This is a genomic window from Oscillochloris sp. ZM17-4, assembly GCF_019599295.1.
Taxonomy (GTDB): domain Bacteria; phylum Chloroflexota; class Chloroflexia; order Chloroflexales; family Chloroflexaceae; genus Oscillochloris.
Genome location: NZ_JAIEWN010000019.1, coordinates 20,995 through 44,563, shown reverse-complemented (window position 1 = coordinate 44,563; position 23,569 = coordinate 20,995). Strand labels below are relative to the sequence as shown.

General features: G+C 68.5%; 13 protein-coding genes. 5 read left to right on the top strand and 8 right to left on the bottom strand.

Annotated elements, in window-relative coordinates:
- Window positions 1-162: 162 nt before the first annotated feature.
- From zwf to K2Z83_RS15000, 3 genes are all read left to right on the top strand, one after another.
- The gene (gene zwf, locus K2Z83_RS15010; protein WP_255604012.1) at window positions 163-1,704 is read left to right on the top strand and encodes a glucose-6-phosphate dehydrogenase; all 1,542 of its coding nucleotides are present in this window, start codon (window positions 163-165) and stop codon (window positions 1,702-1,704) included.
- Window positions 1,705-1,797: 93 nt separating this feature from the next.
- Window positions 1,798-2,958: a glucose-6-phosphate dehydrogenase assembly protein OpcA gene (locus K2Z83_RS15005; RefSeq protein ID WP_220596002.1), complete on the top strand. Its 1,161-nt coding sequence runs from the start codon at window positions 1,798-1,800 to the stop codon at window positions 2,956-2,958.
- 38 nt (window positions 2,959-2,996) lie between these two features.
- Window positions 2,997-3,365: a hypothetical protein gene (locus tag K2Z83_RS15000; RefSeq protein WP_220596001.1), complete on the top strand. Its 369-nt coding sequence runs from the start codon at window positions 2,997-2,999 to the stop codon at window positions 3,363-3,365.
- Window positions 3,366-3,501: 136 nt separating this feature from the next.
- Here K2Z83_RS15000 and K2Z83_RS14995 read toward each other — a convergent pair whose 3' ends face one another.
- The 5 genes from K2Z83_RS14995 to K2Z83_RS14975 all read right to left on the bottom strand — a co-directional run bounded on the left by K2Z83_RS14995 (window position 3,502) and on the right by K2Z83_RS14975 (window position 14,183).
- Window positions 3,502-6,105 (bottom strand): TIM-barrel domain-containing protein, encoded by a 2,604-nt coding sequence (locus K2Z83_RS14995; protein ID WP_220596000.1) that lies wholly within the window; start codon window positions 6,103-6,105, stop codon window positions 3,502-3,504.
- 60 nt (window positions 6,106-6,165) lie between these two features.
- Complete coding sequence (secA, locus tag K2Z83_RS14990) at window positions 6,166-9,174, bottom strand: preprotein translocase subunit SecA (protein ID WP_220596047.1); 3,009 nt, start codon at window positions 9,172-9,174, stop codon at window positions 6,166-6,168.
- Between the two features lie 390 nt (window positions 9,175-9,564).
- Entirely contained in the window at window positions 9,565-10,218 is a 654-nt protein-coding gene (locus K2Z83_RS14985) for a response regulator transcription factor (protein ID WP_255604009.1), read from the bottom strand.
- Window positions 10,187-13,006: a CheR family methyltransferase gene (locus tag K2Z83_RS14980; protein ID WP_220595999.1), complete on the bottom strand. Its 2,820-nt coding sequence runs from the start codon at window positions 13,004-13,006 to the stop codon at window positions 10,187-10,189. The genes K2Z83_RS14985 and K2Z83_RS14980 overlap by 32 nt, the downstream gene beginning before the upstream one ends.
- Before the next feature lie 466 nt (window positions 13,007-13,472).
- Window positions 13,473-14,183 carry a slipin family protein gene (locus tag K2Z83_RS14975; RefSeq protein ID WP_220596045.1) on the bottom strand — a complete coding sequence of 237 codons (711 nt, stop codon included), beginning with the start codon at window positions 14,181-14,183 and terminating at the stop codon, window positions 13,473-13,475.
- Window positions 14,184-14,466: 283 nt separating this feature from the next.
- Here K2Z83_RS14975 and K2Z83_RS14970 point away from each other — a divergent pair, with 283 nt between their 5' ends.
- A complete protein-coding gene (locus K2Z83_RS14970; protein ID WP_220595998.1) occupies window positions 14,467-15,300 on the top strand; it encodes an alpha/beta fold hydrolase in 834 nt (277 codons plus the stop codon).
- Window positions 15,301-15,324: 24 nt separating this feature from the next.
- Here K2Z83_RS14970 and K2Z83_RS14965 read toward each other — a convergent pair whose 3' ends face one another.
- A complete protein-coding gene (locus tag K2Z83_RS14965) occupies window positions 15,325-16,347 on the bottom strand; it encodes a GDP-mannose 4,6-dehydratase (RefSeq protein WP_220595997.1) in 1,023 nt (340 codons plus the stop codon).
- Window positions 16,348-16,506: 159 nt separating this feature from the next.
- Here K2Z83_RS14965 and K2Z83_RS14960 point away from each other — a divergent pair, with 159 nt between their 5' ends.
- Entirely contained in the window at window positions 16,507-17,787 is a 1,281-nt protein-coding gene (locus K2Z83_RS14960; protein WP_220595996.1) for a glycosyltransferase family 2 protein, read from the top strand.
- Between the two features lie 86 nt (window positions 17,788-17,873).
- Here the strand turns inward: K2Z83_RS14960 and K2Z83_RS14955 are convergent, their stop codons facing one another.
- Complete coding sequence (locus tag K2Z83_RS14955) at window positions 17,874-19,925, bottom strand: hypothetical protein (RefSeq protein WP_220595995.1); 2,052 nt, start codon at window positions 19,923-19,925, stop codon at window positions 17,874-17,876.
- Between the two features lie 420 nt (window positions 19,926-20,345).
- Window positions 20,346-23,531: an ATP-binding protein gene (locus tag K2Z83_RS14950; protein WP_220595994.1), complete on the bottom strand. Its 3,186-nt coding sequence runs from the start codon at window positions 23,529-23,531 to the stop codon at window positions 20,346-20,348.
- Window positions 23,532-23,569: the final 38 nt, after the last annotated feature.

Below are 23,569 nucleotides of genomic sequence, written 5' to 3'. Positions count from 1 at the left end.
TCGGCGGGCGGTTGGCCGGAGGCCCCCGCGCTGCGACTTCAGTCGCGAGCGGGGCCACCGACGCTCCCAGGTTTACCCAGCGCTTATTCGCGCTAACAATTAATGTTGCATGTTGAATGTTGAATGCGCGCATTCAACATTCAACATGCAACATGCAACATTATGATTGACACCCCCACCCTTGAGAACCCTTTACGATCCGGCCTGCGCCTCGGCCGCACGCCCGAGCCCTGCACGATGGTGATCTTCGGGGCCACTGGCGACCTGACCAGCCGCAAGCTGGTGCCGGCCCTGTATAACCTGACCCGCGAGCGGCGCATCCCCGGCGGCTTCAGCGTCGTCGGCTTCGCCCGCCGCGACTGGAGCGACGACTTCTTCCGCCAGACGATGCTGGAGGGCGTGAACGACAACTCGCGCAGCGGCAAGGTCGACGGCCCGCTCTGGGAGAGCTTCGCCGCCGGGATGAGCTACCATCAGTCTAACTTCGACGACTCTGATGGCTACGCCAGCCTGAGGGAGCGCCTGGACGTGATCGACCAGGAGCGCGGCACCGGCGGCAACCGGGTCTTCTACCTGGCCACCCCGCCCGAGTCCTACCCGGTGATCATCCGCCAGCTCGGCGCCCACGGCCTCAACGTGTCGCCCAACGGCGGCTGGACGCGGATCATCATCGAGAAGCCCTTCGGCCACGACCTCGACAGCGCCCGCGACCTCAACGCCCAGGTGCTCTCGGTCTTCCACGAGGACCAGGTCTACCGCATCGACCACTACCTGGGCAAGGAGACGGTGCAGAACCTGATGGTCTTCCGCTTCGCCAACGGGATCTTCGAGCCGATATGGAACCGCAGCCAGATTGACCACGTGCAGATCACCGTGTCGGAGACGGTGGGCGTCGAGGACCGCGGCGGCTACTACGACCAGAGCGGCGCCATGCGCGACATGATCCAGAACCACATGATGCAGCTGCTCACGCTCACCGCGATGGAGGCGCCGGTGGCCTACGACGCCAACTCGGTGCGCGACGAGAAGGTGAAGGTGCTGCGGGCGGTGCGGCCGATCGCGCCCGCCGATGTGGCCAGGTATACGGTGCGCGGCCAGTACGGCCCCGGCAACATGGGCGGCTCCCCGGCGGTGGGCTACCGCACGGGCAGAGGGATCAACCCCGAGTCGCAGACCGAGACCTTCGTGGCCCTCAAGCTCTTCGTCGACAACTGGCGCTGGGCCGGCGTGCCCTTCTACCTGCGCACCGGCAAGCGCCTGCCGCGCCGGGCGAGCGAGATCTCCGTGCAGTTCAAGACGGCCCCGCACCTGCTCTTCGCCGACTCGCCCACCAACGACATCGAGCCGAACGTGCTCTCGATCAAGATCCAGCCCGACGAGGGCATCACCCTCAAGGTCAGCTCGAAGGTGCCGGGCCAGGGCCAGATCCGCCCGGTGACGATGGACTTCCGCTACGGGACGACCTTCGGCGTGGCCTCGCCCGAGGCCTACGAGCGCCTGCTGCTCGACTGTATGCTCGGCGACGGCACGCTCTTCACTCGCCGCGACGAGGTCGAGGCCAGCTGGTCGCTGATCACGCCGATCCACCAGGGCTGGGCCGCCGGCCCGCGCCAGGAGTTCCCCAACTACGAGGCCGGCGACTGGGGACCCGCCTCCGCCGACGAGTTCATGGCCCGCGACGGCCGCGCCTGGCGGCGAGTCTGATACGCCTCAGAAGCGCGTAAGGGCGCAGCAGGGCGGCGCAGAGGCGCGTCGCGACGCGCCTCTGCCGCCCTGCTGCGCCCCAACGGAGACACTATGACCACCGACATCGTCACCATCGAGCGCGACCTTCAGGAGCTCTGGAAGAACAACACCGCCGAGGCCGCCGCCGCCGGCCACTCTACCACCCGCGCCCTGACCCTGAACCTGCTCGCCCGCGCCAGCAGCGCCGATGAGGCCGACGCCATGGGCGCGGTCATCCAGGAGCTGACTGCCAGCCACCCCTGCCGGGCCGTGGTGCTGATCGACCAGCCCGCGACGGGCGAGCCGCAGCTGGAGGCCTGGGTCCAGGCGAACTGCCTGCTGCCCGCCCCCGGCGCGCCCCAGGTCTGCGGCGAGCAGATCACGATCAGCTCGCGCGGCGGGCGGGCCGGCCAGGTGGCCAGCCTGATGCTGCCGCTGCTCGTCCCCGACCTGCCGGTGGTGCTCTGGATGGCCGGCGACCAGCCCTTCGGCCACCGCCTGCTCGGCAAGCTGCGCGGCGTGCTCGACCGGCTGATCGTCGACTCGGCAGGCTTCGCCGACCCGATCCGCGACCTGGTGACGATGGCCGCCTTCGATGCCGGCGACACGCCCGGCCCCGGCGCCGGCCCCGACTCGCCGGCCCTCAGCGACCTGAACTGGGCCAGGTTGACCCCCTGGCGCGAGCTGACCGCCCAGTTCTTCGACACCCGGCCCTTTCTGCCGCACCTCCACCGCCTCGACCACGTGGAGATCGACTATGTGGCCGCGGGCGACGGCGGCCTGCTGCGCGCGCTGATGCTGGCCGGCTGGCTCGCCTCAAGCCTCGGCTGGGATCTGGTGGATGGCGGGGTCTCCCGCGCGGGCGAGGAGATCTCGTTGCGCATGGTCCGCCCCGGCGTGGGCGCGGCGAGCGGCGACACCCGCCCGGTGACGATCAGCCTGCGGCCGGCGCCGTTCGACAACAACGCCCTGGTCGGCCTGTCGGCCCTGCACATGCGGGCGGTGGACCACGTGCTGGCCGACTTCAGCGTCGAGCACACCGACAGCCCGACCTGCGCGCGCACGGTGGCGCAGGCGGACGGGCACCCGACGGTGAGCCGGCTGGCCCGCGTCGAGCGCGCCGGCGCCGCCGACCTGCTGGCCGCCGAGCTGCGCCTGCTCAGCCGCGACCGCACCTTTAGCGCCGCGCTCCAGGCCGCCGCCGGCTTCGCGCGGGGGATTATCGTGCCGTAGGGGCGGCCCGTGAGCCGCCCCTCCAGTGAGGGGTGCGTATGACAGGCATCGCGATCATTGTGGCCGGGCTCGTCTTTCTCGGGATCACCGCCGGGGTAGAGACGCTTGTGCTGATGCAGCTTCGCTGGGCGACGCCCGGCACGTCGTTCTACGACGCGCTGCTGTCCAACATGGCCTCGGCGCTGCTGCTGGCCATGCTGGCGCCCCGCTTTGGCGAGCTCGCCAACACGGTGTCGCTCTTCACCCTGGTGCTCGTATTCTGCCTGGCGGCGGCGCTGATCGAGGGCGCGGTGCTGCGGCTGCTGCGCGACCGCCCGCTGGCGCGCTGCCTCCTCGTGTCGCTGGCGGCCAACGCGGTGAGCTTCTTCTTTGTGCTGGCCGCGACGCTGAGCCTGCTGTTCGCGTGACGGCTCCCAGGGCTAAGTGAAGCTCACCGAATATAGCCCCCCCTAGCCCGCCGAGCAGATGCTGAGCGGGAGCCGCAGAGTAGGCGAGCGCCTCAGGCCGCGCGGTACAGGGTGCGGCCCGAGGCTGCTCAGGAAGTTAGGCTACTGTGATCTGCTGGGGCTGATTGGTGGGGGAGATGCTCGTCGTTCGCCCATCGGGGAGGGTGATGAGCGTGGGGATGGGCAGGGCGGGCAGGCTGACCCACGCGCCGGCGGGCAGCTCCTCGACGATGACGGTATGGGCTTGCCCCCGGATCACCAGGGCGGCCTCGTTGCGGCCATCCGGGTAGACCCGCAGGGTCAGGGCGGCGGGCTCGACGGCGTTGCCGACATCGTCGCCGAGGCGCTGGCCGGCGGCCAGGTGCAGCGGCAGGATCGCCCCGGCGCGCACGAAGACCGGGATCTGGTCGAGGGCTGCGGCCACCTCGATCCAGCGCCCGCCCTCCAGGGCCGCGCCGCCCCAGAGCTCGTGCCAGCTGCCCTGGGGCAGGTAGAGCCGGCGTCCTGAGGCACCCTCCTGGACGATCGGGGCCACCAGCAGGTCGCGGCCGAGCATGTACTGGTCGGCGATCCGCCAGCAGGCCGGGTCGGCGGGGTGATCGAGCAGCAGGGCGCGCAGCATCGGCTCGCCGCTGGCCGCACTGTGGGCGGCCTCGCGCACGAGGTAGGGCAGCAGGGCCATGCGCAGGCGCGCGAAGTGGCGGGCGAGCGGGACGACCCGCTCATCGCCGCTGTGCTCCTGGATGCGCCAGGGGGTGCGGTCCTTCGATGGTGCGCCGGGCGGGGTGTACTCGCTGTGGTACTGCATGATCGGGCAGAAGGCGGACATGGCCATCGCCCGCAGGTAGAGCTCGGCGCTGGGCAGGGCCTCGCTGAATCCGGCGATATCCCAGCCCCAGAAGGGCACGCCGCTCAGGCCGGCGCTCAGGCCGGCCACGATCGAGCGCTGGTAGGACTCCCATGTGCTGTTCTCGTCGCCGGCCCAGTGGGCGGGGAAGGCCCCCACGCCGGTGTGGCCGGCCCGGCTGAAGGTCAGGGCGTCGCCGCCGCGCCGGGCCAGGGTGAAGCGGTGGTAGGCGCCGATATACAGGTTTGGGTAGGCGTTCACCAGCTCGTCGCCCGCGCGGCCGTCGCTGGCTACGATCCCGCGGCCCTGCAGGTGCTCGCCGCCATCGGTCTTGAATCCGTCCACGCCCAGATCATCGAGCAGGTAGGCCCGCTTCTGCATCCACCAGTCGGCCGCGGCCGGGCTGGTGAAGTCGGGGATCATGGCCTGGTTGAACCAGAAGGCCGGGTTGCGGTAGGGCTCGCCGTCCTGCTGGCGCAGCACATAGCCCTGGCGCTCGGCGTGTTCGCTGTCGGCCTCGTGCTGCGGGTGCGGCTCCAGCACCTGCTTGAGGGCCGGGATCTGCCAGAGGATGAGCCGGATGCCGTCATCGTGCAGGCGGTCGGACATGGCCTTGGGGTCGGGCCAGGGGCCGTCGGCCGGGAAGCTGAAGTCGGTCAGGCGCGGCGCCCACGCCCCATCGCGCGGCTGGTACCGCGCGCCGTTCCAGATATAGAAGGTGCTCTCGTCGCTCCAGGCCTCGATCACCAGCACCGTGGCCGGGATGCCGTGCTCTTTCGTGAGGGCCACCTCGCGCTCGACGCGGGCCTGGGTGTTCCACTCGTTGCTGCTCATCCACAGGCCGAATGTCCAGGCTGGCGGGGGGGCCGCCGGTCGGCCGGTGCGCGCGGTGAAGGCGCTTAGGCAGGCGGCCGGGCTGCCGCTGAACAGGTCGATCGCCAGCGGCCTGCCGCCGCCGGCCTGGGCGGCGCAGACCCAGCGGTCGGGCGCGCTGCGGCCGAAGTCGTAGGCCACGTGGCCGCTGCCCTCGACCAGGCAGGCGTAGCCGCGCGACGAGGTGAAGAAGGGCACCGGCAGGTAGGTGCGGTTGCCGTGGTTCTTGTACTGCTCGTAGACCGCCACGTCGGGCGCGCGGCCGCGCTGGTCGAGCCCGTCGAAGCGCTCGCCCAGGCCTACGATGGCCTCGCCGGCGGCCAGGTCGCCGCTCAGCTCCACCGACCAGAGCGCGCCGTCGGCGGCCTCGACCCAGCGCAGGCGCAGGGAGAGCGTTTCGCCGCCCGCGCGCAGGGTCAGCCGGCCGTCGGCGTGGGCCATCAGCTCGGCGGCGGCGGAGCGCAGGCAGATCTCGGCGGGCGGCGCGCCCGCCGCAGGCGCGGGGCCGCCCAGCATCAGCTGGAGCCCGCCGGCATCGGGCAGACGGCGCAGGGTCAGGGCCGGGCCGGGCAGTCCGTCGTCGGCAAGTGTGGCGAGCGCCAGGCCCGCGGGCGTCTCGGCGGCGGCGAGAAAGCCGGCCAGGGCTCGGCGGCGCAGCGCGGCAAACTGGTAGCGCGGCGACTCGACCGTCAGGCCCGCGCCCTCGGCGACCATCCAGTACTCCACCGTATCGCCGGCATCTAGCGCGCCCAGCTCCACCAGCCAGCGGTCGTGGTCACGGCCCACGCTCAGCGGACGACCGTGGATGGGCGCCTGCGGACGGCCGTTGCGCGCCCAGTGCAGGCGCACCCCCTCGGCCGCGCCGCCGGGCGTGGTCAGAAAACCCACGCTCACCATATCGCCGCCCAGCGGGTCGCGCGGGGTGCGCTCCGCCGGCCCGGCGGGGCAGGGACTGCACATGCCCTGGCAGGGCCAAAGCATTCGGGCTGGTCGCTTTGCGACCAGCCCGAATGCTTCAGCCCTACACAGTACCCGTACGGGTTATTTCTTCTTGCCTCTGGGGGTGCCGCGGCCGCGCGGCGTCTGCGGCTGCGCGGCGGGCGTGGGCTGGCCCTGCCGGGCCTGGAGGATCTTGGCGGCCTCGGCGGCCACCGCCGGGTTCTCGCGGCGGGCGGGCGGCGGCGTGGCGGCGGCGTGGGCCGACTGGGCGGCCTTGCTATTCGCCTGGGCCTGGATGAGCGGCATGATCTCATCCTCGCGGCCGAGGTGACAGTTCTTGAACTTCTTGCCGCTCCCACAGGGGCAGGGGTCGTTGCGGCCGGGCATCGCCACCTGCTTGCGCGTCGGCTTGGCCTGCTGGATCTCCTCCTCGCTGCTGCCGCCGGCGCGCTGGGCCGTGGCCAGGCGCTGCTGCTGCTCGGCCTCGATCTGACGCAGGTAGGCCTCGTACTGGAACGAGGCGTTCATCAGGTTGTAGACAATATCGCGGGTGATGTTGGCCTTCAGCTCATCGAACATCGAGAAGGAGGCCCGCTTAAACTCGGTCAGCGGGTCCTTCTGGGCGTAGGCCTGCAGGTTGATCGACTGCCGCAGCTCGTCCATCGCCGTCAGGTAATCGATCCACTGGCGGTCGATCGCGTTGAGCATCAAGCGGCGCTCGACCACGCGCATCTTATCGGTCTCGATCGCCCGCTCGCGCTCGATGTAGGCCAGCTCAAGCTGCTCCACGAGCCAGTCCTCGATCTCCTCGCGCGCCTTGGCCTTCAGGTTATCTGCCGTGGCGGTGGCCGGCAGCATGGGGTTGATCTTGTGGTACTGGCGCAGCAGCTCGTCCAGATCCCAGTCGTCGGTGTCGTGGCTGTCGGCGGGCAGGTGCTCGTCGATCAGGGCGGCGATCTCCTCGCCCACCAGCTCCAGGACGCGCTCGCGCATATCGGCGCCGTCGAGGATGGCCCGCCGGTCGGCGTAGATGATCTGGCGCTGCTTGTTCATCACATCATCGAACTCGACGGTGTGCTTGCGGATGTCGAAGTTGAAGCCCTCAACGCGGGTCTGCGCGCCCTCGATCGTGCGGTCGAGGATGCCCGCCTCCAGGGGCAGGTCGTCCTCGACGAAGCGGCTCATGATGCTGCGGATGCGGTCGACCGGGCCGAAGCGGCGCATCAGCTCGTCCTCAAGCGAGAGGAAGAAGCGCGAGGAGCCGGGGTCGCCCTGGCGGCCGGCGCGGCCGCGCAGCTGGTTGTCGATCCGGCGGGCCTCGTGCCGCTCGGTGCCGATGATGTGCAGGCCGCCGAGATCGCGCACGTTGGCACCCTCGACGGCGGTGAGCCGCGCGGCCTCCGCGCGGGCCTCCTTGAGCTGCTCTGGGCTGGCCTCATCGAACTTGATGCCCTTTGCGGCCAGGATGTCGTCCACCAGGCCGTCAGGGTTGCCGCCGAGCAGGATGTCGGTGCCGCGGCCGGCCATGTTGGTCGCCACCGTCACCACGCCGTTGCGCCCGGCCTGGGACACGATCCCGGCCTCACGCTCGTGCTGCTTGGCGTTCAGCACGCTGTGGCGCACCCCCGAGCGGTTGAGCAGCTCGCTCACCCGCTCGGATGTCTCCACCGAGGTGGTGCCGATCAGCACCGGGCGGCCCAGCTCGACCATCTCCTGCACCTCGCGCACCACCGCCTCAAACTTGGCCTGCTCGGTGCGGTAGATCTGGTCGGGCATATCGTTGCGCACCATGGGCTTGTTGGTCGGGATGATCACCACATCGAGGTTGTAGATCTTGCCGAACTCCTCGCGCTCGGTGAAGGCCGTGCCGGTCATCCCGGCCAGCTTGCTGTACATGCGGAAGTAGTTCTGGAAGGTGATCGTGGCCAGGGTGACGTTCTCGTTCTTGATCGCGACGCCCTCCTTGGCCTCGACCGCCTGGTGCAGGCCGTCGCTCCAGCGCCGGCCGGGCATGGAGCGCCCGGTGAACTCATCGATGATCAGCACCTCGCCGTCGGGCGTGATCATGTAGTCCTTGTCGCGGTGGAAGATGAAGTTGGCCTTCAGGGCGTTCTCGACGTAGTGGGTCTTCTCATAGTGGGCCGGGTCGTAGAGGCTCTCGCCGTCGGGGATGCGCATCAGGCGCTCAAGCTTCTCGATGCCCTGGTCAGTCAGCGTGATGCTCTTGCTGCGCTCCTCGATCAGGAAGTCGCCGTCGGGCTGCAGGCCCTCCTCCTTGATCTGCTTGGCCGTCACCGAGCTGCGCTTGAGGTTGCGCACCAGCACCGCCATCTGGCGGTAGAGGTCGCTGCTCTTCTGGGCCGGGCCGGAGATGATCAGCGGGGTGCGGGCCTCGTCGATCAGGATGTTGTCGACCTCGTCGACGATCGCGTAGTGCGGCTCGCGCTGAACCATCTGCGCCGACTCGTAGGCCATGTTGTCGCGCAGGTAGTCGAAGCCAAACTCGTTGTTGGTGCCGTAGGTGATGTCGGCGTAGTAGGCCTCGCGGCGCAGGCAGGGCCGCCAGTGGACGAGGCGCTGGTCCTCGGGGTTGGCGTTCGGGTCGGTGAACTCCGGGTCGTAGAGGGCGCTGGTGTCGTGGGCGATAAAGCCGACCGACAGGCCGAGGAAGTGGTAGAGCGGGGCCATCCAGCCCGCGCCGACCTTCGCCAGGTAGTCGTTGACCGTCACCAGGTGGGCGCCGTGGCCCTCAAGGGCGTTCAGGTAGATCGGCAGGGTGGCCACCAGCGTCTTGCCCTCGCCGGTCTTCATCTCCGCGATCTTGCCCTGGTGCAGCACGGTGCCGCCGATCAGCTGCACATCGAAGTGGCGCATGCCCAGGACGCGGCGGGCGGCCTCGCGCACGGTGGCGAAGGCCTCGGGCAGCAGGTCGTCCAGGTCCTCGTCGCCCGCCAGCCGCGCCTTGAACTCGGCGGTCTTCCCGCGCAGCGCCTCGTCGGAGAGCGCCTTATACGAGTCCTCAAGGCCGTTAATCTCATCGACGATCGGCTGGATCTGGCGCACCGCCCGATCATTCCCGTCGCCGACCACCTTCTTGAGCCAGTTGAGCATCTGTATCTCCATCGTGATCAGCCGATCACGGATCATACACGTATCACATCGCACATACCATCAGCCATTATACCCGACGCCAACGCCCTGGGGCAAGGTCAGCTCATTGCCCCACAGGGCTTCTGCAACATCACCTCCCGGTGGGGGTGCGGGGGCGGCGAAGCCGCCCCCGCAGTGTTTTTGTATTGGGTTTGGGCGGCGAAGCCGCCCAAACCCAATACAAAACCGGGTCTGGGGCGAAGCCCCAGGACTTTAGCGAAGCTGGCCAGGTTGGCCAAACCAACGCCGGTTTTAGGGCGGCAGCCCTCAGGTTGATGCGCATCGCCACGCACGGTGAGGGGTGGGCGCGCGACGCGCGCCCACCCCTCACCGTGCGTCGCAGCATGCCACTTAGGCCGTGTGGAGCCAGCCGTGATCGATGGCGTAGCGCACCAGGGCCGCCCGGCTCGTGAGCCCGAGCTTCTCCATCGCGCGGGCCCGGTAGGTCTCCACCGTCTTCACGCTCAGGCTCAGCTGCGTGGCGATCTCTTTGTTGCTGTAGCCCTGCACGACCCCGGACACGACCTCGCGCTCGCGCTCGCTCAGCTCGGTGCCGAGCAGCGCGGTGGCGGCCGTGGGGCGGCGCACATAGCGATCCACCACATGCTCGGCGAGCGATGGCTCCAGGTAGAGCCCGCCCGCCGCGACGACGCGGATCGCCTGGATCAGCGCGTCGGCCGCCGTGTGCTTGAGGATGTAGCCGGCGGCGCCCACCGCCAGCATCTGCCGCAGGTAGCTGGTGTCGTCGTGGACGCTCATCACTAGCACCTTGACCTCTGGGCAGACCTGCTTGATCCGCTCAGTGGCCTGGATGCCGTTCATCACCGGCATCGAGATGTCCATGATCACCACGTTCGGGCAGCGGTCCTTGATCTCCCGCCAGGCAGACTCGCCATCCTCGGCCTCGCCGACCACCACCATGTCCGACTGGGCGGAGATCAGCATCTTCAGCCCCGCGCGCACCACCATATGATCATCGACCAGAAAGATTGTCATTGGCGACATGGCCATCTCCTTGCGCTCCCTCTGGGAGCGGGATGCGGGCAAAGATTGTGGTGCCGCTGCCCGGCGCCGACTCGACCGTCAGGGTGCCGCCGAGCAGGTCGACGCGCTCCCGCATCCCGATCAGGCCCAGGTGCTGCGCGCTCGCTCCCCCGCCGCTCGGCGCCGACACGACGAAGCCCGCCCCGTCATCCTCGATGATCACCCGCACCTCGCCGCTGTGCCGCTCGATGATCACGCTGACCTCGGACGCGTGGGCGTGCTTGAGCACGTTCGTCAGCGCCTCCTGGACCATCCGGTAGATCGTCGTCTCCATGGCCAGCGGCAGGCGCACGCCATCGAGCCCGCTGCTATGCAGATCCACCGCCACGTTCGCCTGCACCGACCACTGCTCCATGTAGTTGCTGAGCGCCAGCAGCAGGCCCAGGTCGTCGATCACCGACGGGCGCAGCTGCACGGCCAGCGCCCGGATCTTCTGGCTGATCCGCATCGCCATCACCTGCATCTGCACGATGCGATCGACGCTGCGCGGATCGACCTTGACAACGTCCTGGAGCGCCTTCAGGCCCAGGATCAGGGCCGTGAGATCCTGGCCCATCTCGTCGTGGAGCTCGCGGGCGATGTGGCGGCGCTCCTCCTCCTGGGCGGTGACGATCTGCTGGAGCAGCTTCTCGCGCGCGTGCTCGCTGCGGATCCGCTCCTCCACCTGCGCCTGGATCGCCGTGTTGGCGAGCGCGAGGTCGCGGGTGCGCGCCTCCACCCGCCGCTCAAGCTCGTCGTGGGCCTCCTGGAGCACGGCCTCGGTGCGCTTGAGCGTGCTGATGTCCGAGAAGGTGATCATCACCCCGTCGATGACGCCGGCGAGCGTGCGGTACGGGCTAATGTGAACGTTCCACCAGCGCTTATGATCGGGCTGGCGCACGACCATCTCCGCCGGGGCGAGGGTCTGGATCACCTGGGCGATCATCGCGTGCAGGTCGCCGTCGCTGAAGCGGGCGTTGAGGTCGGTGATCGGCCGGCCGACATCCGACTCGATCAGCGCGAAGAGCTCCGTCGCCTGGGGGGTGAAGCGGGCGATCCGCCCGTCGATATGGAGGAAGATCGCCGGGATCTGGGTGCTCGCGAAGAAGTTGGCGAGGTCGGCGTTGGCCCGGTCGAGCTCCTCGATCTTCCGGCTGAGCTCAACGTTGACGGTCTGGAGCTCCTCATTGATCGACTGGATCTCCTCCTTCGATGTCTGGAGCTCCTCGTTGGCGGCCTGGAGCTCCTCGTTGAGCGAGCGCAGCTCCTCGTTGACCATCTTCAGGTCGAGGTTTGCCTCCTGGAGCTCGCTGATCGTCGCCTCAAGGGTATCGCGGGTGCGCTGGAGCTCCTGCGCGACCGGGTCGGTCGGGTCGCCGGCCTCCCTCTCCCCCACGCGCCGCGGGCCGAGGGAGGCCGGCGGGCCGAGCACCTGGATCGCCACGAGCATCAGCCCGGCGTCGACGCCCGGCTCGACGAGCGGGCGGACCGTCAGGCTGAGCCGCTGAACCCCATCGTCGGTGACGATCTCCAGATCATCGCGCACAACCTGCACCTGCTCCTGCACGACCGTGCGGATGGCCACGCGCAGCGGCAGATGCAGGTCGGGGTGCGCCATCGCGAGGATATTGATCATCGGCTCGCCCGCCGGCACCTTCAGGAAGGGGTGGAGGTTCCCCGTCATGTAGGCGACGGTGCCCAGCGCATTGATGATCGCCGCCGCCGGCGTAAAGTCCCGCAGCAAGATCTGCTCCAGGGTCGCGCCGATGTCGAGGGCACCCGGCGCCATCGACCGCCCCCCCCCGCCGGCGAGGCCCGCAGGAGGCCGGCGCGTGACGGCCCAGGGCAGCGCGCTCGGCTGGCGCACCAGCCGCTCCTTACGCTGGTAGATGCGGTGCGGCGCATCGACGACCCAGAACAGCTCGCCGATACCGTCTGTGCTGTCCACACCCTCGGCGGTGCCGAGGAAGAGGTAGCCGCCGGGCGCCAGGGCGTAGTGCAGCATGGGCATGATCTGCCGCGTGATCTCGGCGTCGAAGGAGATCAGCAGGTCGCGGCAGACGATCAGATCCATGCGCCCGAAGGGCGGGTCGCTGACCAGGTTGTGCGCCGAGAAGAGGCACAGCTCGCGGATGGGCGCGCTCACCCGATAGCCCTCGTGCTCCTGCACAAAGTACCGGGCGAGCCGCTCCGGCGAGACGTGGGCGGCGATGCCCGCATCGTAGCGCCCCCGGCGCGCGGCGGCGAGGGCCGCCTCATCGATGTCGGTCACGAACAGCTGCACCGGCAGGGCCACGTCGAGCTGCGACAGCTGCTCGTGGATCATGATGGCGATCGAGTAGGCCTCCTCGCCCGATGCGCAGCCGGGAACCCAGATGCGCAGCGGCACGCCGCCGCCCTTGCTGCGCAGCAGGCTGGGGATGGCCGTGGCCGCCAGGGCATCGAAGGCCGCAGGGTCGCGGAAGAACTCGGCCGCGCCGACCAGCAGATCGCGAAGCAGCAGATCCGCCTCGGCGTGGTTCTCCTGGATCCGGGCGAGGTAGGCCTCCAGGCTGCGCAGGTGGGACAGGCGCATGCGGCGATCAACCCGCCGCCGCAGCGTCAGGGGCATGGCGTGGCTGAAGTCGTGGCCCGCGCGCTGCCCGAGGATGGCGATGATCGCGCCGAGGGCGTCGGACTCTGGGGCGCTCTGGTCATGCGGCGGCGCTGCGCCCATCATGGGCGGCGCCATCAGCGCTATATCCTGACTATCGCCAACATCGCCGCTCATCACAGGCCTCCGAGATGCGATCCGGCTGCTGATCAAGGGGCACTCTATTGTAGCATGGGGTGTATCGCGCGCACCCCCAGGGAACACCAGACACTTTAGGCCAGCAGCCCCGACGCTGTCAGGTATTTCCTTACGCGAGCGTGCGACCATCCCCGATAGCCGCTCTACGACCCTAGCTGCTACACTGGCTGCTATGCGCAGCCTTGTGGTAGGACACCGGCTCATCGCTGACTGAGACCTCAGCGTATGCGGCGGCATCAGGGGTGGCGGTCGGAGAACACTACAGGGGAACAGCCTCCTGTGCGCGAGCGTTGCAACGGGGCGGTGCCACGGGCACAGGGGGTCTGCGCTACACGATCTTTTGCGCAATGGCCACGATGGACAGCGACGCTGTCCATCGTGGCCATTGCGCGCCGGCCTTAGGCGAGCGCAGAGCGCATCAGAACGTGATCGGGCGCACCCATATTCATTCGGCCAGGCGCGCGGAGAAGGCTTTGACCATATCGATCGGCAGCGGGAAGATAATCGTGCTGTTCTTCTCGACCGCGATCTCGCTCAGAGTCTGCAGGTAGCGCAGCTGGAGGGCCACCGGCTCGCGGGCGATCACCGCCGCGGCCTCGGCCAGCGTCTTCGAGGCATCGAACTCGCCCTGGGCGTGGATGATCTTGGCCCGCTTCTCGCGCTCGGCCTCGGCCTGCCGGGCCATGGCCCGCTGCATGTTCGGCGGCAGCTCCACATCCTTGATCTCGACGATCGTCACCTTAATGCCCCAGGGCTCGGTCTGCTCATCGACGATCGACTGGAGCCGCGCGTTGACCTGGTCGCGCTTCGACAGCAGATCGTCGAGCACGACCTGGCCGACCGCGCTGCGCAGCGTGGTCTGGGCGATCTGCAGCGTCGCGCGCAGGTAGTCCATCACCTTGACGATCGCCCAGTCGGGGTTGACGACCATAAAGTAGAGCACCGCGTTGACCTTGATCGTCACGTTGTCGAGGGTGATCACCTCCTGGGAGGGCACGTCGAGGGTGATCACGCGCGTGTCGACGCGGACCATGCGCTCGACGATCGGGACGACCAGGAACAGCCCCGGCCCGCGCGCCCCGATCAGCCGGCCGAGCCGGAAGATCACGCCGCGCTCGTACTCGGGGATGATCTTGATCGCCGACAGCACGAGCATGAGCACGACGAACACGATCGTCGCCAGGCCCGCGAGAATGATATTGGTCACACGACGCTCCTTAGGGTTGGGGCAGAGATCGGCGGGCAGGGGGCGACGCCGAGCGCCCAGGACACCTCAGCATAGCGGCACGTGGGGGCGGGCGATAGCGGGCGTATCGGATACGGCGCGTCAGGATATACCTGACAGCGCGCGCGATCACCCATCGCCGCGACACAGCCCGACGGGGTGTACAATAGCGGGCGTCAGCACACCCATGAGGAACGCCGATGCGGAGGAACCTATGCCCGCCCTCTCACCCACAGATCACGAGCCGCTCGCGCAGGTGACGCTCGCCGGGAGCCCGATCTACTACCGCCGGCACGGCGACGGCCCGCCGCTGCTGCTGATCCACGGCTGGGGCGGGTCGTCGCGCTACTGGCGCGGCACCCTCGCCGCCCTCGGCCATAGCCACGATGTGATCGCGCCCGACCTGCCCGGCTTCGGCGAGTCGCCGCCGCTCGCGGGCCATATGGACAGCCACCGCATCGCCGACCTCGTGCTGGCCTTCGCCGACCAGCTCGGCCTGGAGCAGTTCGATCTCAACGGCCACTCCTTCTCGGCGGGGGTGGCGACCTACGTGGCCGCGCGCCACCCCGAGCGGGTGCGCCGCCTGGTGCTCACCAGCTACAGCACCTTCCGCAACGAGTTTGAGCGGCGGGTCGTCGACCAGATCCACCGCGTGCTGTCGCTGTGGATGTCGCTGCGCCGGCCCTGGATGGCCGACCAGCGCCTGTTCTACCGCGCGGTGTCGAGCCGCTTCTTCTACCGCCTGCCCAAAGACGACGCCGTGCTGCGCGAGAGCTTCGCCGACTTCCTGAAGATGGATAAGCGCACCGCCCTGGAGAGCGCCAGCAGCGCGGGCGACCCGGCGATTAACCCGGCCCTGACCCAGGTCCGCGCGCCGACGCTGATCATCGGGGCGCGCCAGGACAGCATCATGCCGCCGGCGGGCACGCCCCACGCGGCCAAGCTCGTCCCCGACAGCCGGCTGGTCTGGATCGAGCGCTGCGGGCACCTGCCCATGATCGAGCGGCCCGACATCTACCACCAGCTGCTGGCCGAGTTCCTCGACTGAGCAGCTGGGTGCGGGGCTGCCGGCCTACCGCTCGAACAGATCACGGTGCTGCTGAACCCAGCCCACCAGCCGGGCGATCCCCTCGGCCACGTCCACCTGCGGGCGCCAGCCCAGCTCCCGCTCGGCCTTGGCGATCGCGCTGATGTAGACCGACTGGTCGCCGGGGCGCCAGTCGCCCCGGCGCACATCGATCCGGTTTCCGGTGAGCCGCTCAAGCAGCGGGCCAAACTCGGCCCAGATCGAGAGCGCGTTGGCCGGGCCGCCGCCGATGTTGTAGATCCGCCCGGAGACCGTGCCAATACGCTCCAGGGCGGCCAGGTAGGCGGCCACCAGGTCATCGATATAGAGCATATCGCGCACCTGCTTGCCGTCGCCATAGATCGTGACGGGCCGGCCGGTCACGGCGGCGATCACGAAGTGCGCGGCCCAGCCCTGGTCCTCGACGCCCATCTGGCGCGGGCCGTAGATGCACCCCTGGCGGAACACCACCGTCTTCAGGCCGTAGATGCGGGCGTAGTCGCGCACGTACTGGTCGGCAGACCCTTTGCTGCAGCCGTATGGGCTGTGGAAGTCGAGCAGGTGGCTCTCGGGCACGCCCTCGGGCATGTCGCGGTAGGCGTAGCGGGTGGCCTGCTCCACCACGGCGACATCCTCCATGCCGCCGTAGACCTTGTTGGTCGAGGCGAAGAAGACGGCGGGCGGGCGGGCGGCCAGGCGGGCGGCCTCCAGGACGTTCAGGCTGCCGAGGGCGTTGATCTCGAAGTCCGTGCGCGGGTCCTTCACCGAGGTGGTGACGGCGACCTGGCTGGCCAGGTGGAAGATCGTCTGGTGGCCGGGGACGGCGGCCATCACCGCATCGGAGTCGCGGATATCGGCGTGGATAAAGCGCAGGCGGGCGCCGTGGCGCCCCTGGAGCCAGCTCAGGTTGAGGTCGCTGCGCGGGCGGCTCAGGTTATCAAAGATCGTCACCTGCTCGCCGCGGGCGAGCAGGGCGTCGGCCAGGTTACAGCCAATGAAGCCGGCGCCGCCGGTGATCAGGTGGTTCATGATCAGGTTTCCTCTGGGGCAGTTCACACAGGGCGGCATTATAGCAGAAAAGCCCTGCGGCCCACGGGTAGAGCCGGGAGATTGCACGCATCCGAGCTTCGTGCCATAATGCGCCGAGCGGCCCCGTGTCTGGATGTGGCCCGCTAGCGCCGGTCATGCATGAGCCCCAGCGTCTCGATCATCCTCGTCACCTATAACAGCGCCGCGCACCTAGAGGCCTGCTGCGCGTCCCTGCGGGCGCTGCGCTACGAGCCGGCCCCGCAGGTGGTCGTTGTGGACAACGCCTCCCAGGATGACAGCGTCGCCCTGGTGCGTCGGCTGCTGCCCGAGGCCCTGCTGCTGCCCCAGGCGGCCAACCTCGGCTTCGGCGGCGGCGTACACATCGGGGCCGCCGCCAGCAGCGGCGAGTGCCTTGTCCTGCTCAACCCCGACACCGCCGTCGATCCCGGCTGGCTTACGGCGCTGGTGGCGATGCTGGACAACCCTCGCTGCGGGATCGCCGGCAGCAAGATCCTTGATGTGCGGGGGGAGACGATCCTGCACGCCGGCGGCGCGGTCAGCCGGCCCGACCTGCTGGCCAGCCACCGGGGCTACGGCGAGCCGGATCGCGGGCAGTACGACTCGCCTGAGGCCGTGCCCTTTGTGACGGGAGCCTCGCTGGCGCTGCGCCGCGAGCTGTGGGATCGGCTCGGCGGGCTCGATGTCGGCTTCTTCCCCGGCTACTTCGAGGATGTCGATCTCTGCTGGCGCGCGCAGTCGCTCGGCCTCGAGTGCTGGTATGCGCCCCGGTCGCTGCTGAGCCACAGCGAGTCGGCCTCGACGGGGAAGGACAGCGGCGCGTTCTACTACTACCACCACCTCAGCCGGCTGCGCTTCGCCTGCAAGCACCTGCCATGGGCCGAGCTGTGGGGCGACTTCGCCCCGGCGGAGTCGCTCCGGCTGCTCCGGGTCTCGGCCCTCGACCGGGCGGTGTCCGGGCTGGTCTACCGGCAGGCGCTGCCGCATGGCCTGGCCGCGCCCGACGCCGCCGCCCAGGCCACGATCCTGCGCTGCGGCCAGACCCTCGGGGCAATAGGCGCACATCTGCAAGATCAGCCCGACGCCTGGCCGGCACCCGCCCAGGAGCTGCTCGGCGTCCCGGCGGGAGAGCTACCCGCGCTGCCCGCGCTGCTCGCCGAGGCCGAGGCCGAGGCGGTGCTGGCGGAGCATCAGTTCCGCTCGGCGATCCCGCTGGTCTCCGCGCTGCGCCGCGCCTGGAATAGCGTGGCCACGCGCTGGTACGTGCTGCCGCTGCTGCACCAGCAGACTCGCTTTAACCTCGCTGCCCAGCGCAGCATTGCGCGGGTGCAGCGGCGCGTCGATCTGCATACGCAGAGCGCCATCCTCGAGACACAGCTGCGCCAGGCGCTGCTCTGCTACCGCATAGCGTCGCTCCCCTAGGCCGCACACCACACGAGAGCGCGCCAGCTGAGCTGGCGCGCTCTCGTGTCTAGGATAGCCACAGGGCAGGGCGGCGGCCCTGAGGATCAGGGCAGCACAACCACGGGCGTATCGCTACAGTAGGTCGCCGTGTTCGTGCCGGTGTTGGCGACGCTACAGATGTAGTAGGTCCCCGGCGCGACGCCGGAGGTGTCCCAGTTATAGGCCAGCGGATTGCCGGCCACCGGGTTGAGCGTCGGGATCGTCACCATAGGCAGGTAGACCGTATTCGTGGCCGCCTGGGGCGCCGGCGCCGCCGCCGTCTGCGCGGCGCTCAGCGCCGGGGACTGGGTCGGCTGGCTGCGGCTGGTGGTGTAGTAGTAGGTGATGCTCTGGAGCGACGAGGGCGTCACATTCACGCCAGCCTCGATCCGGAAGATCTGACCCCGCTTGACCTCATCGTTGGCGGTGAGCGTCACCCAGTCGATCGAGAAGATGTCGGCCCCTGTGCCGACCGCCGCCTGCATCGTCTCCAGCGGGTCGAAGCGCAGGTAGCTCACGCTGCCGAGCTGCGTCCAGCCGCGCTGGGCTGGGAAGCTGTTCTGCTCACGCGGCGTCAGGATATTGTCGGCCTGGGCCAGGTTGGAGAGCGGCAGCGGCGGCACGGCCTGGGCCAGATCGACCGAGTAGTTGCGCCAGCCCTCATAGTAGGTGCCGTACTTACTCTCGGAGCCATCGGTCTGGATGCCGGTGTTCCACCAGATCACGCGCCCACCCCACCCGTTGCTGATCGCCCAGTTGATATCTCGGCCAGCTGGCATATCAACCTTCAGGCGCACCGTAAAGTAGCGGTAGCGGTTGGAGTTGATCGGGCGGCTCGGGTCGACGTGCAGCCAGATCTGCGAGTCGGACTCGGTCTGCGGAGCATTGATAATGGCCCTTGCGCTGAAGATACCGTTGCTATAGGTGGCGTTGGCGATCGTCTGCGGGTAGGGTGCCCCAGGCGTCACGATATCGTCGCTGCCCGACATGTCCCAGGGCTGATTAAGCACCTCGGTCGCATAGTCGGGGCCGCTGGTCATGCTCGGCTTGGCGAAGGTGATCACCGGCTCGTCTGCGATGGTGAGCGGGCCAACCCAGGCGCTGACACTCTTGCTGACGGTGCAGCCGTTCTCCACCTTATCCTTGAGCCGTAGCTGGAAGTAGTGCTGGCCAGGAGGCAGGATGCTGGTGGGCAGATCGTACTTGCCCGCGCTGGCCAGGATGCCGTAGGCGATCGGGGCGGCATCGGTGCCGGCGGCGTTATCGGCCACGTAGATGTCGACCCGGTCGTTGGCTTCAGCGCCGGTGATATTCCAGGGGATGGAGATGGTCGGCGCTGATCTGGGGTCGCTCAGCCGGATCCAGTCGATCTTGACCTGGGTGCCGGCCGCGTTCACGATCGACGGGTCGATCCGCAGGCCGCGCACTGTGCCCGCCCACGCGCCGGCATTGTTGCCGGCAGCGCCGTTCTGCTGAGTCATGTCGAAGTTATAGACGTGCCAGCCGCTCCAGGGGAAGAAGGCGGTCGTCCCCTGGCAGGCGTCGGTCCGCGCGAAATAGTTGTTATTTGTGGGCCAGGTCACCGGCTTGGCCGTCGTCCAGTAGACCGCCATCGGGCGGCTGTTGTCGCGCGGGCTGACCGACATGCGGTAGGAGAGCCGGGTGTACTTGGCGGCGTTGATCGCGTACCTGTCGCTGGCGCCGATCTTATTGACGATCAGCTCCTGGCTCAGCTGGCCGCCTATCGGCGTGCTGAATCCCTGGAAGAGCGGGAAGACGTAGCCGGTCGAGGCCGTGCCCGATGCCTGCTCGACGCCGCTATAGGTGCCCGACCAGATGCCGTTGCTGGCGCTGATGTTGTGGAATGCGATCTCGTAGCCGAGGTCGCGGGCCACGTTCATGTCCCAGGCGTCGCCCAGCACATTGGTCGCAAAGTCATCGCCGGCGGCCACTGTCACCGTGAGGGCGTTAGGGTTGCCGAAGCTGATTCCGGCGGCGGTCGGTGTCTGCGCGTTGGCGTCGCCGCGAGCGTAGGTGCTCTGGCCGGCGAAGCCCACAGCTGCACAGAGAAGCACTGCGAGGGTAATGAGGCGGGCGAGATGTCGCGGCGGCTGCATGTAAAGCTCCTTGAGCTAAGGCAGAGGTACAGGGTCCAGCGTGCCACATGGTGTTATCGGCCAGTAGTCTATCGCGATAGGGGGGCCGGGAGGTTGAACATCGCGCCTAGCGCGGCGGGGGGAAGGCGGTAGGTATTTCTTGTGTCATCTCTCACAGGCTACTAAACGGTTGTCACCTTTGATTCGGCCCTTCTGAAACCTTGTCTAACAATTTCTTATTGTTTTGTCCAAGATGGCCAGCGAAGCTGGCCATCTTGGACAAAACAACACCGGTTTTTAGGGCGGCAGCTCTACACTTGATGCGCATGGGGCGCAGCCCCAGACCTGATTTTTTGTGCCCAGCAGGCACATGCTGCACTGATGGTGCTGCGGCTACGCCGCGCCGCAGCACCATCAGTGTTTGTGTGGGAGCGCGGGTGATCAGGCCTCAATGGCGAGGGCCTCGTAGACTTTCTCCAGAAGATCGGAGGTGCTGAAGGGCTTCTGGAGAAAGTGGGTTTCGGGGGGGATGCTGCCCGCGCTTGCGAGGGCGTTGTCGGTGTAGCCCGACATCAGGATCGCCTTGATCATCGGGTGACTTGCGCGGATGCGGGCGGCGAGCTGGACTCCGTTGATCCCGCCGGGCATGACGATATCGCTGAGCAGCAGGTCGATCTGTCCCTGGTGCTGCGTGCAGATACGGAGGGCGCCCGCCCCATCGGCGGCCTCGATCACGGTGAGGCCGTGATCGGCCAGGATCTGCCGGGCGAGCCGGCGCACCCGGTCATCATCCTCGACGAGCAGCACCACGGCGACGTGGGCGATGGGCGGGCGGGCGCGGGAGAGGGGGCGCGCTGCCGCGCTCGGCCCGGCCACAGCTGGCAGGTACACATGGAAGCTGCTGCCCTGGCCGAGGGTGCTGCTGAAAAAGATCGCCCCGCCGCTCTGCTGGATGATCCCGTGGACGGTGGCCAGCCCGAGCCCAGTTCCTTTGCCCCGGGGCTTGGTGGTGAAGAAGGGCTCGAAGATATGCTCGCGGGCGGAATCCTCGATCCCAGAGCCAGTGTCGTGTACCGTCAGCAGCACGTAGTCGCCTGGCATCAGATCGTGGTCTCCCCCCTCCCCAACGGCCACATTGGCGGTGGTGAGCGAGAGCCTGCCGCCTTGGGGCATCGCATCGCGGCCATTGATGCAGAGGTTCAAGATCACCTGCTCGATCTGGCTGGGGTCGGCCCGCACTGTGGCCAGATCATCGGCCAGGTAGGTCTGGAGTATCACATCCTCGCCGATCAGACGGCGCAGCATCTGCTCGATGGGGGTGATGATCGTATTGAGGTTGATCGTCGTGGGCTGGAGCACCTGGCGGCGGCTGAAGGCGAGCAGCTGGCGGGTGAGGGCGGCGGCGCGGGTGCCGGCCTGGTGGATCTGATCGAGGCCCTCGCGTAGCTCGGGGCTCAGCCCCGGCCCGTGCAGCATCAGGTCGCACTCGCCCATGATCACCGTGAGGATATTGTTGAAGTCGTGGGAGACCCCGCCGGCCAGGCGGCCCACCGCCTCCATCTTCTGGGCCTGGCGCAGCTGCTCCTCGGCGCGCAGCCGCTCGCTGATGTCGCGCACAATGGTCGAGAAGTACTCGGGGTTGCCCTCTGCGTCGCGGTGGGCGATGATCACCTGGGATGTCGGGATCTCGCTCCCGTCCTCGCGCCGTAGGGTGAGCTCGCCCGACCAGATGCCGTCGCGTATTGCGGCAGGCGCGCCCACCGTGAGGATTTGCGCCAGCGACTCATCGGGCAGAAAGCTGCGGATCGGGAGCCCGACAATATCCGCATGCTCGTCGAGGCCGAGCATCCGCCGACCGGCGCTGTTGAGGAAGAGGAGGCGGCCCTGGGTGTCTGCGCTGCCGACCACGTCGGTGGTGGCCTCTAGGATGGCGAGCAGGCGCGTCTGGGCCTGCTCGCTGAGCCGCCGCTCGGCCAGCTCGTCGCGGATGGCCTCGTAGAGCCGGGCGTTCTCCAGGGCGATCGCCGCCTGGGCTGCGAACGCGCTGGCGATCCGGGCGTGCTCAGGGGTGTAGAAGCCCGGCTCGTACTTGTCGATGGTGATCATGCCGATCAGTCGCTCGCCGAAGATTAGGGGGATCCCCATCCAGCTGCGGATGGGGTCGGCCCGGTAGGGCTCCTCGTTAAAGTGCGCGTAGACATTCGGCGCGTCATCGAGGATCAGGGTGGTGCGCCGCTGCGCCACCTCGGCGTTCGGCCCCTCGCCGTGGATCGGGAAAGTGGTGCCGATCAGCCGCTCGGGCCGCGCCAGCCCGTAGGCCCCGATGATCTCCACCTGGTCGCCGCGCACCAACTGCACGGTCGAGCTGTCGTAGGGCACCACCGCCAGCAGCTCATTGAGGATGCGGCCGAGCAGCTGGTGCAGGTCGAGGGTGGAGCTAAGGGCGATGGCCGTGGTGTAGAGAGTCTCGGCCTCGCGCCGGCGGGAATCGGCGCTCTCAAGCGTGGCGCGCAGCCGGGCGACGGTGCGGTCGAGGGTGTGGGCCAGGGCGCCGATCTCGTCGTGGCTGTCGGTGGCGATGGGGAAGCTCAGATCGCCGGCGCCCACCCGCTCTGCGGCGGCGGCCAGTGCGCGCACCGGGCGCACAATGCTGCGGGTCAGCAGGTAGGTGATGAGCAGGCCGACAATGAGTAGGGCGGCGGTGAGCGCAATGTTCACCAGCCGCGCCTGATTGATCGGGGCCAGGATGGCGGCGAGCGGCCGCTCATAGATGATGACCCAGCCGTGCGCGCCCTGATCGGGGAGCCGCACCTCATAGTAGGTGGTGAAGGCGTCGGGGCTGTCATCCGCGCCCAGGATCGTCCCGCCAGGCCGGCTGAGGATCAGCGCGGCGCTGTCGGGGCGATCGCTGAGCAGGCTGCCGGTGGCGGGGCCGAGGATGTAGGTGCCGCGCTGGTCGATGATCGTGGTCTGGGTCAGGGGCGCAGGATCGATCAGCAGATCGAAGATCGGCTGGCTGGCGACATCAAGGATGATCTGGCCGCCGCCGGCGCCTGACTCGGTGCGCAGCGCGATGCGGTAGCGCAGCACGGGTGAGGGGATGTCGCCAACGCCCTGGGGCGATGCTTGCCGGATCAGATCAATATGCATCTGTGGCCGGTCGCGCGGCCCCCCGGCCGGAGCCTCGGGATACGTCTGGGGTTGGGGATCGGGCGGAGTCACAGTCGCGAGCGTGGGCTTGCCCGCGTCCATGCGGGCGCAGATCAGATCGTCCCCACCCTCGTCGGTCAGACAGAGCCTGATATAGCGCCGCCCCGAGCGGGCCAGGAAGCTGAGAAAGCGCTCGCCGATCTCGCTGTGTGCGGCCGCGTCGCCCTGGCTGACGCGAATGACCGCCGAATCTCTGGTGAGGAGCAGCAGATCGGTGCCGATATCGGCCAGCACGTCCTCGGCGGCTGATGCGCGCGTGGTGGCCAGCCGCATCTGCTCGTCATGCGTGCGCGAGATCAGGATATCGCGGGTGCTGATCTGGGTGTAGAGCGAGATCAGCGCCAGCGCAGGGAGCAGCACCATGCTGAATCCCAGCATCAGCTTATATTGGAGATGTGATCGAATCTGTTCGCGCATGACAGGGCTCCGGCGCAGGCGTGATGATCAGGCGGGAT

Coding starts and splice junctions, on each gene's coding strand:
- K2Z83_RS14965 (WP_220595997.1), bottom strand. CDS start 16,347: ATGAACCACCTGATCACCGGCGGCGCCGGCTTCATTGGCTGTAACCTG.
- K2Z83_RS14970 (WP_220595998.1), top strand. CDS start 14,467: ATGCCCGCCCTCTCACCCACAGATCACGAGCCGCTCGCGCAGGTGACG.
- K2Z83_RS14980 (WP_220595999.1), bottom strand. CDS start 13,006: ATGAGCGGCGATGTTGGCGATAGTCAGGATATAGCGCTGATGGCGCCG.
- zwf (WP_255604012.1), top strand. CDS start 163: ATGATTGACACCCCCACCCTTGAGAACCCTTTACGATCCGGCCTGCGC.
- K2Z83_RS14955 (WP_220595995.1), bottom strand. CDS start 19,925: ATGCAGCCGCCGCGACATCTCGCCCGCCTCATTACCCTCGCAGTGCTT.
- K2Z83_RS15000 (WP_220596001.1), top strand. CDS start 2,997: ATGACAGGCATCGCGATCATTGTGGCCGGGCTCGTCTTTCTCGGGATC.
- secA (WP_220596047.1), bottom strand. CDS start 9,174: ATGCTCAACTGGCTCAAGAAGGTGGTCGGCGACGGGAATGATCGGGCG.
- K2Z83_RS14975 (WP_220596045.1), bottom strand. CDS start 14,183: ATGCTCGTGCTGTCGGCGATCAAGATCATCCCCGAGTACGAGCGCGGC.
- K2Z83_RS14950 (WP_220595994.1), bottom strand. CDS start 23,531: ATGCGCGAACAGATTCGATCACATCTCCAATATAAGCTGATGCTGGGA.
- K2Z83_RS14985 (WP_255604009.1), bottom strand. CDS start 10,218: ATGTCGCCAATGACAATCTTTCTGGTCGATGATCATATGGTGGTGCGC.
- K2Z83_RS15005 (WP_220596002.1), top strand. CDS start 1,798: ATGACCACCGACATCGTCACCATCGAGCGCGACCTTCAGGAGCTCTGG.
- K2Z83_RS14960 (WP_220595996.1), top strand. CDS start 16,507: ATGAGCCCCAGCGTCTCGATCATCCTCGTCACCTATAACAGCGCCGCG.
- K2Z83_RS14995 (WP_220596000.1), bottom strand. CDS start 6,105: ATGCTTTGGCCCTGCCAGGGCATGTGCAGTCCCTGCCCCGCCGGGCCG.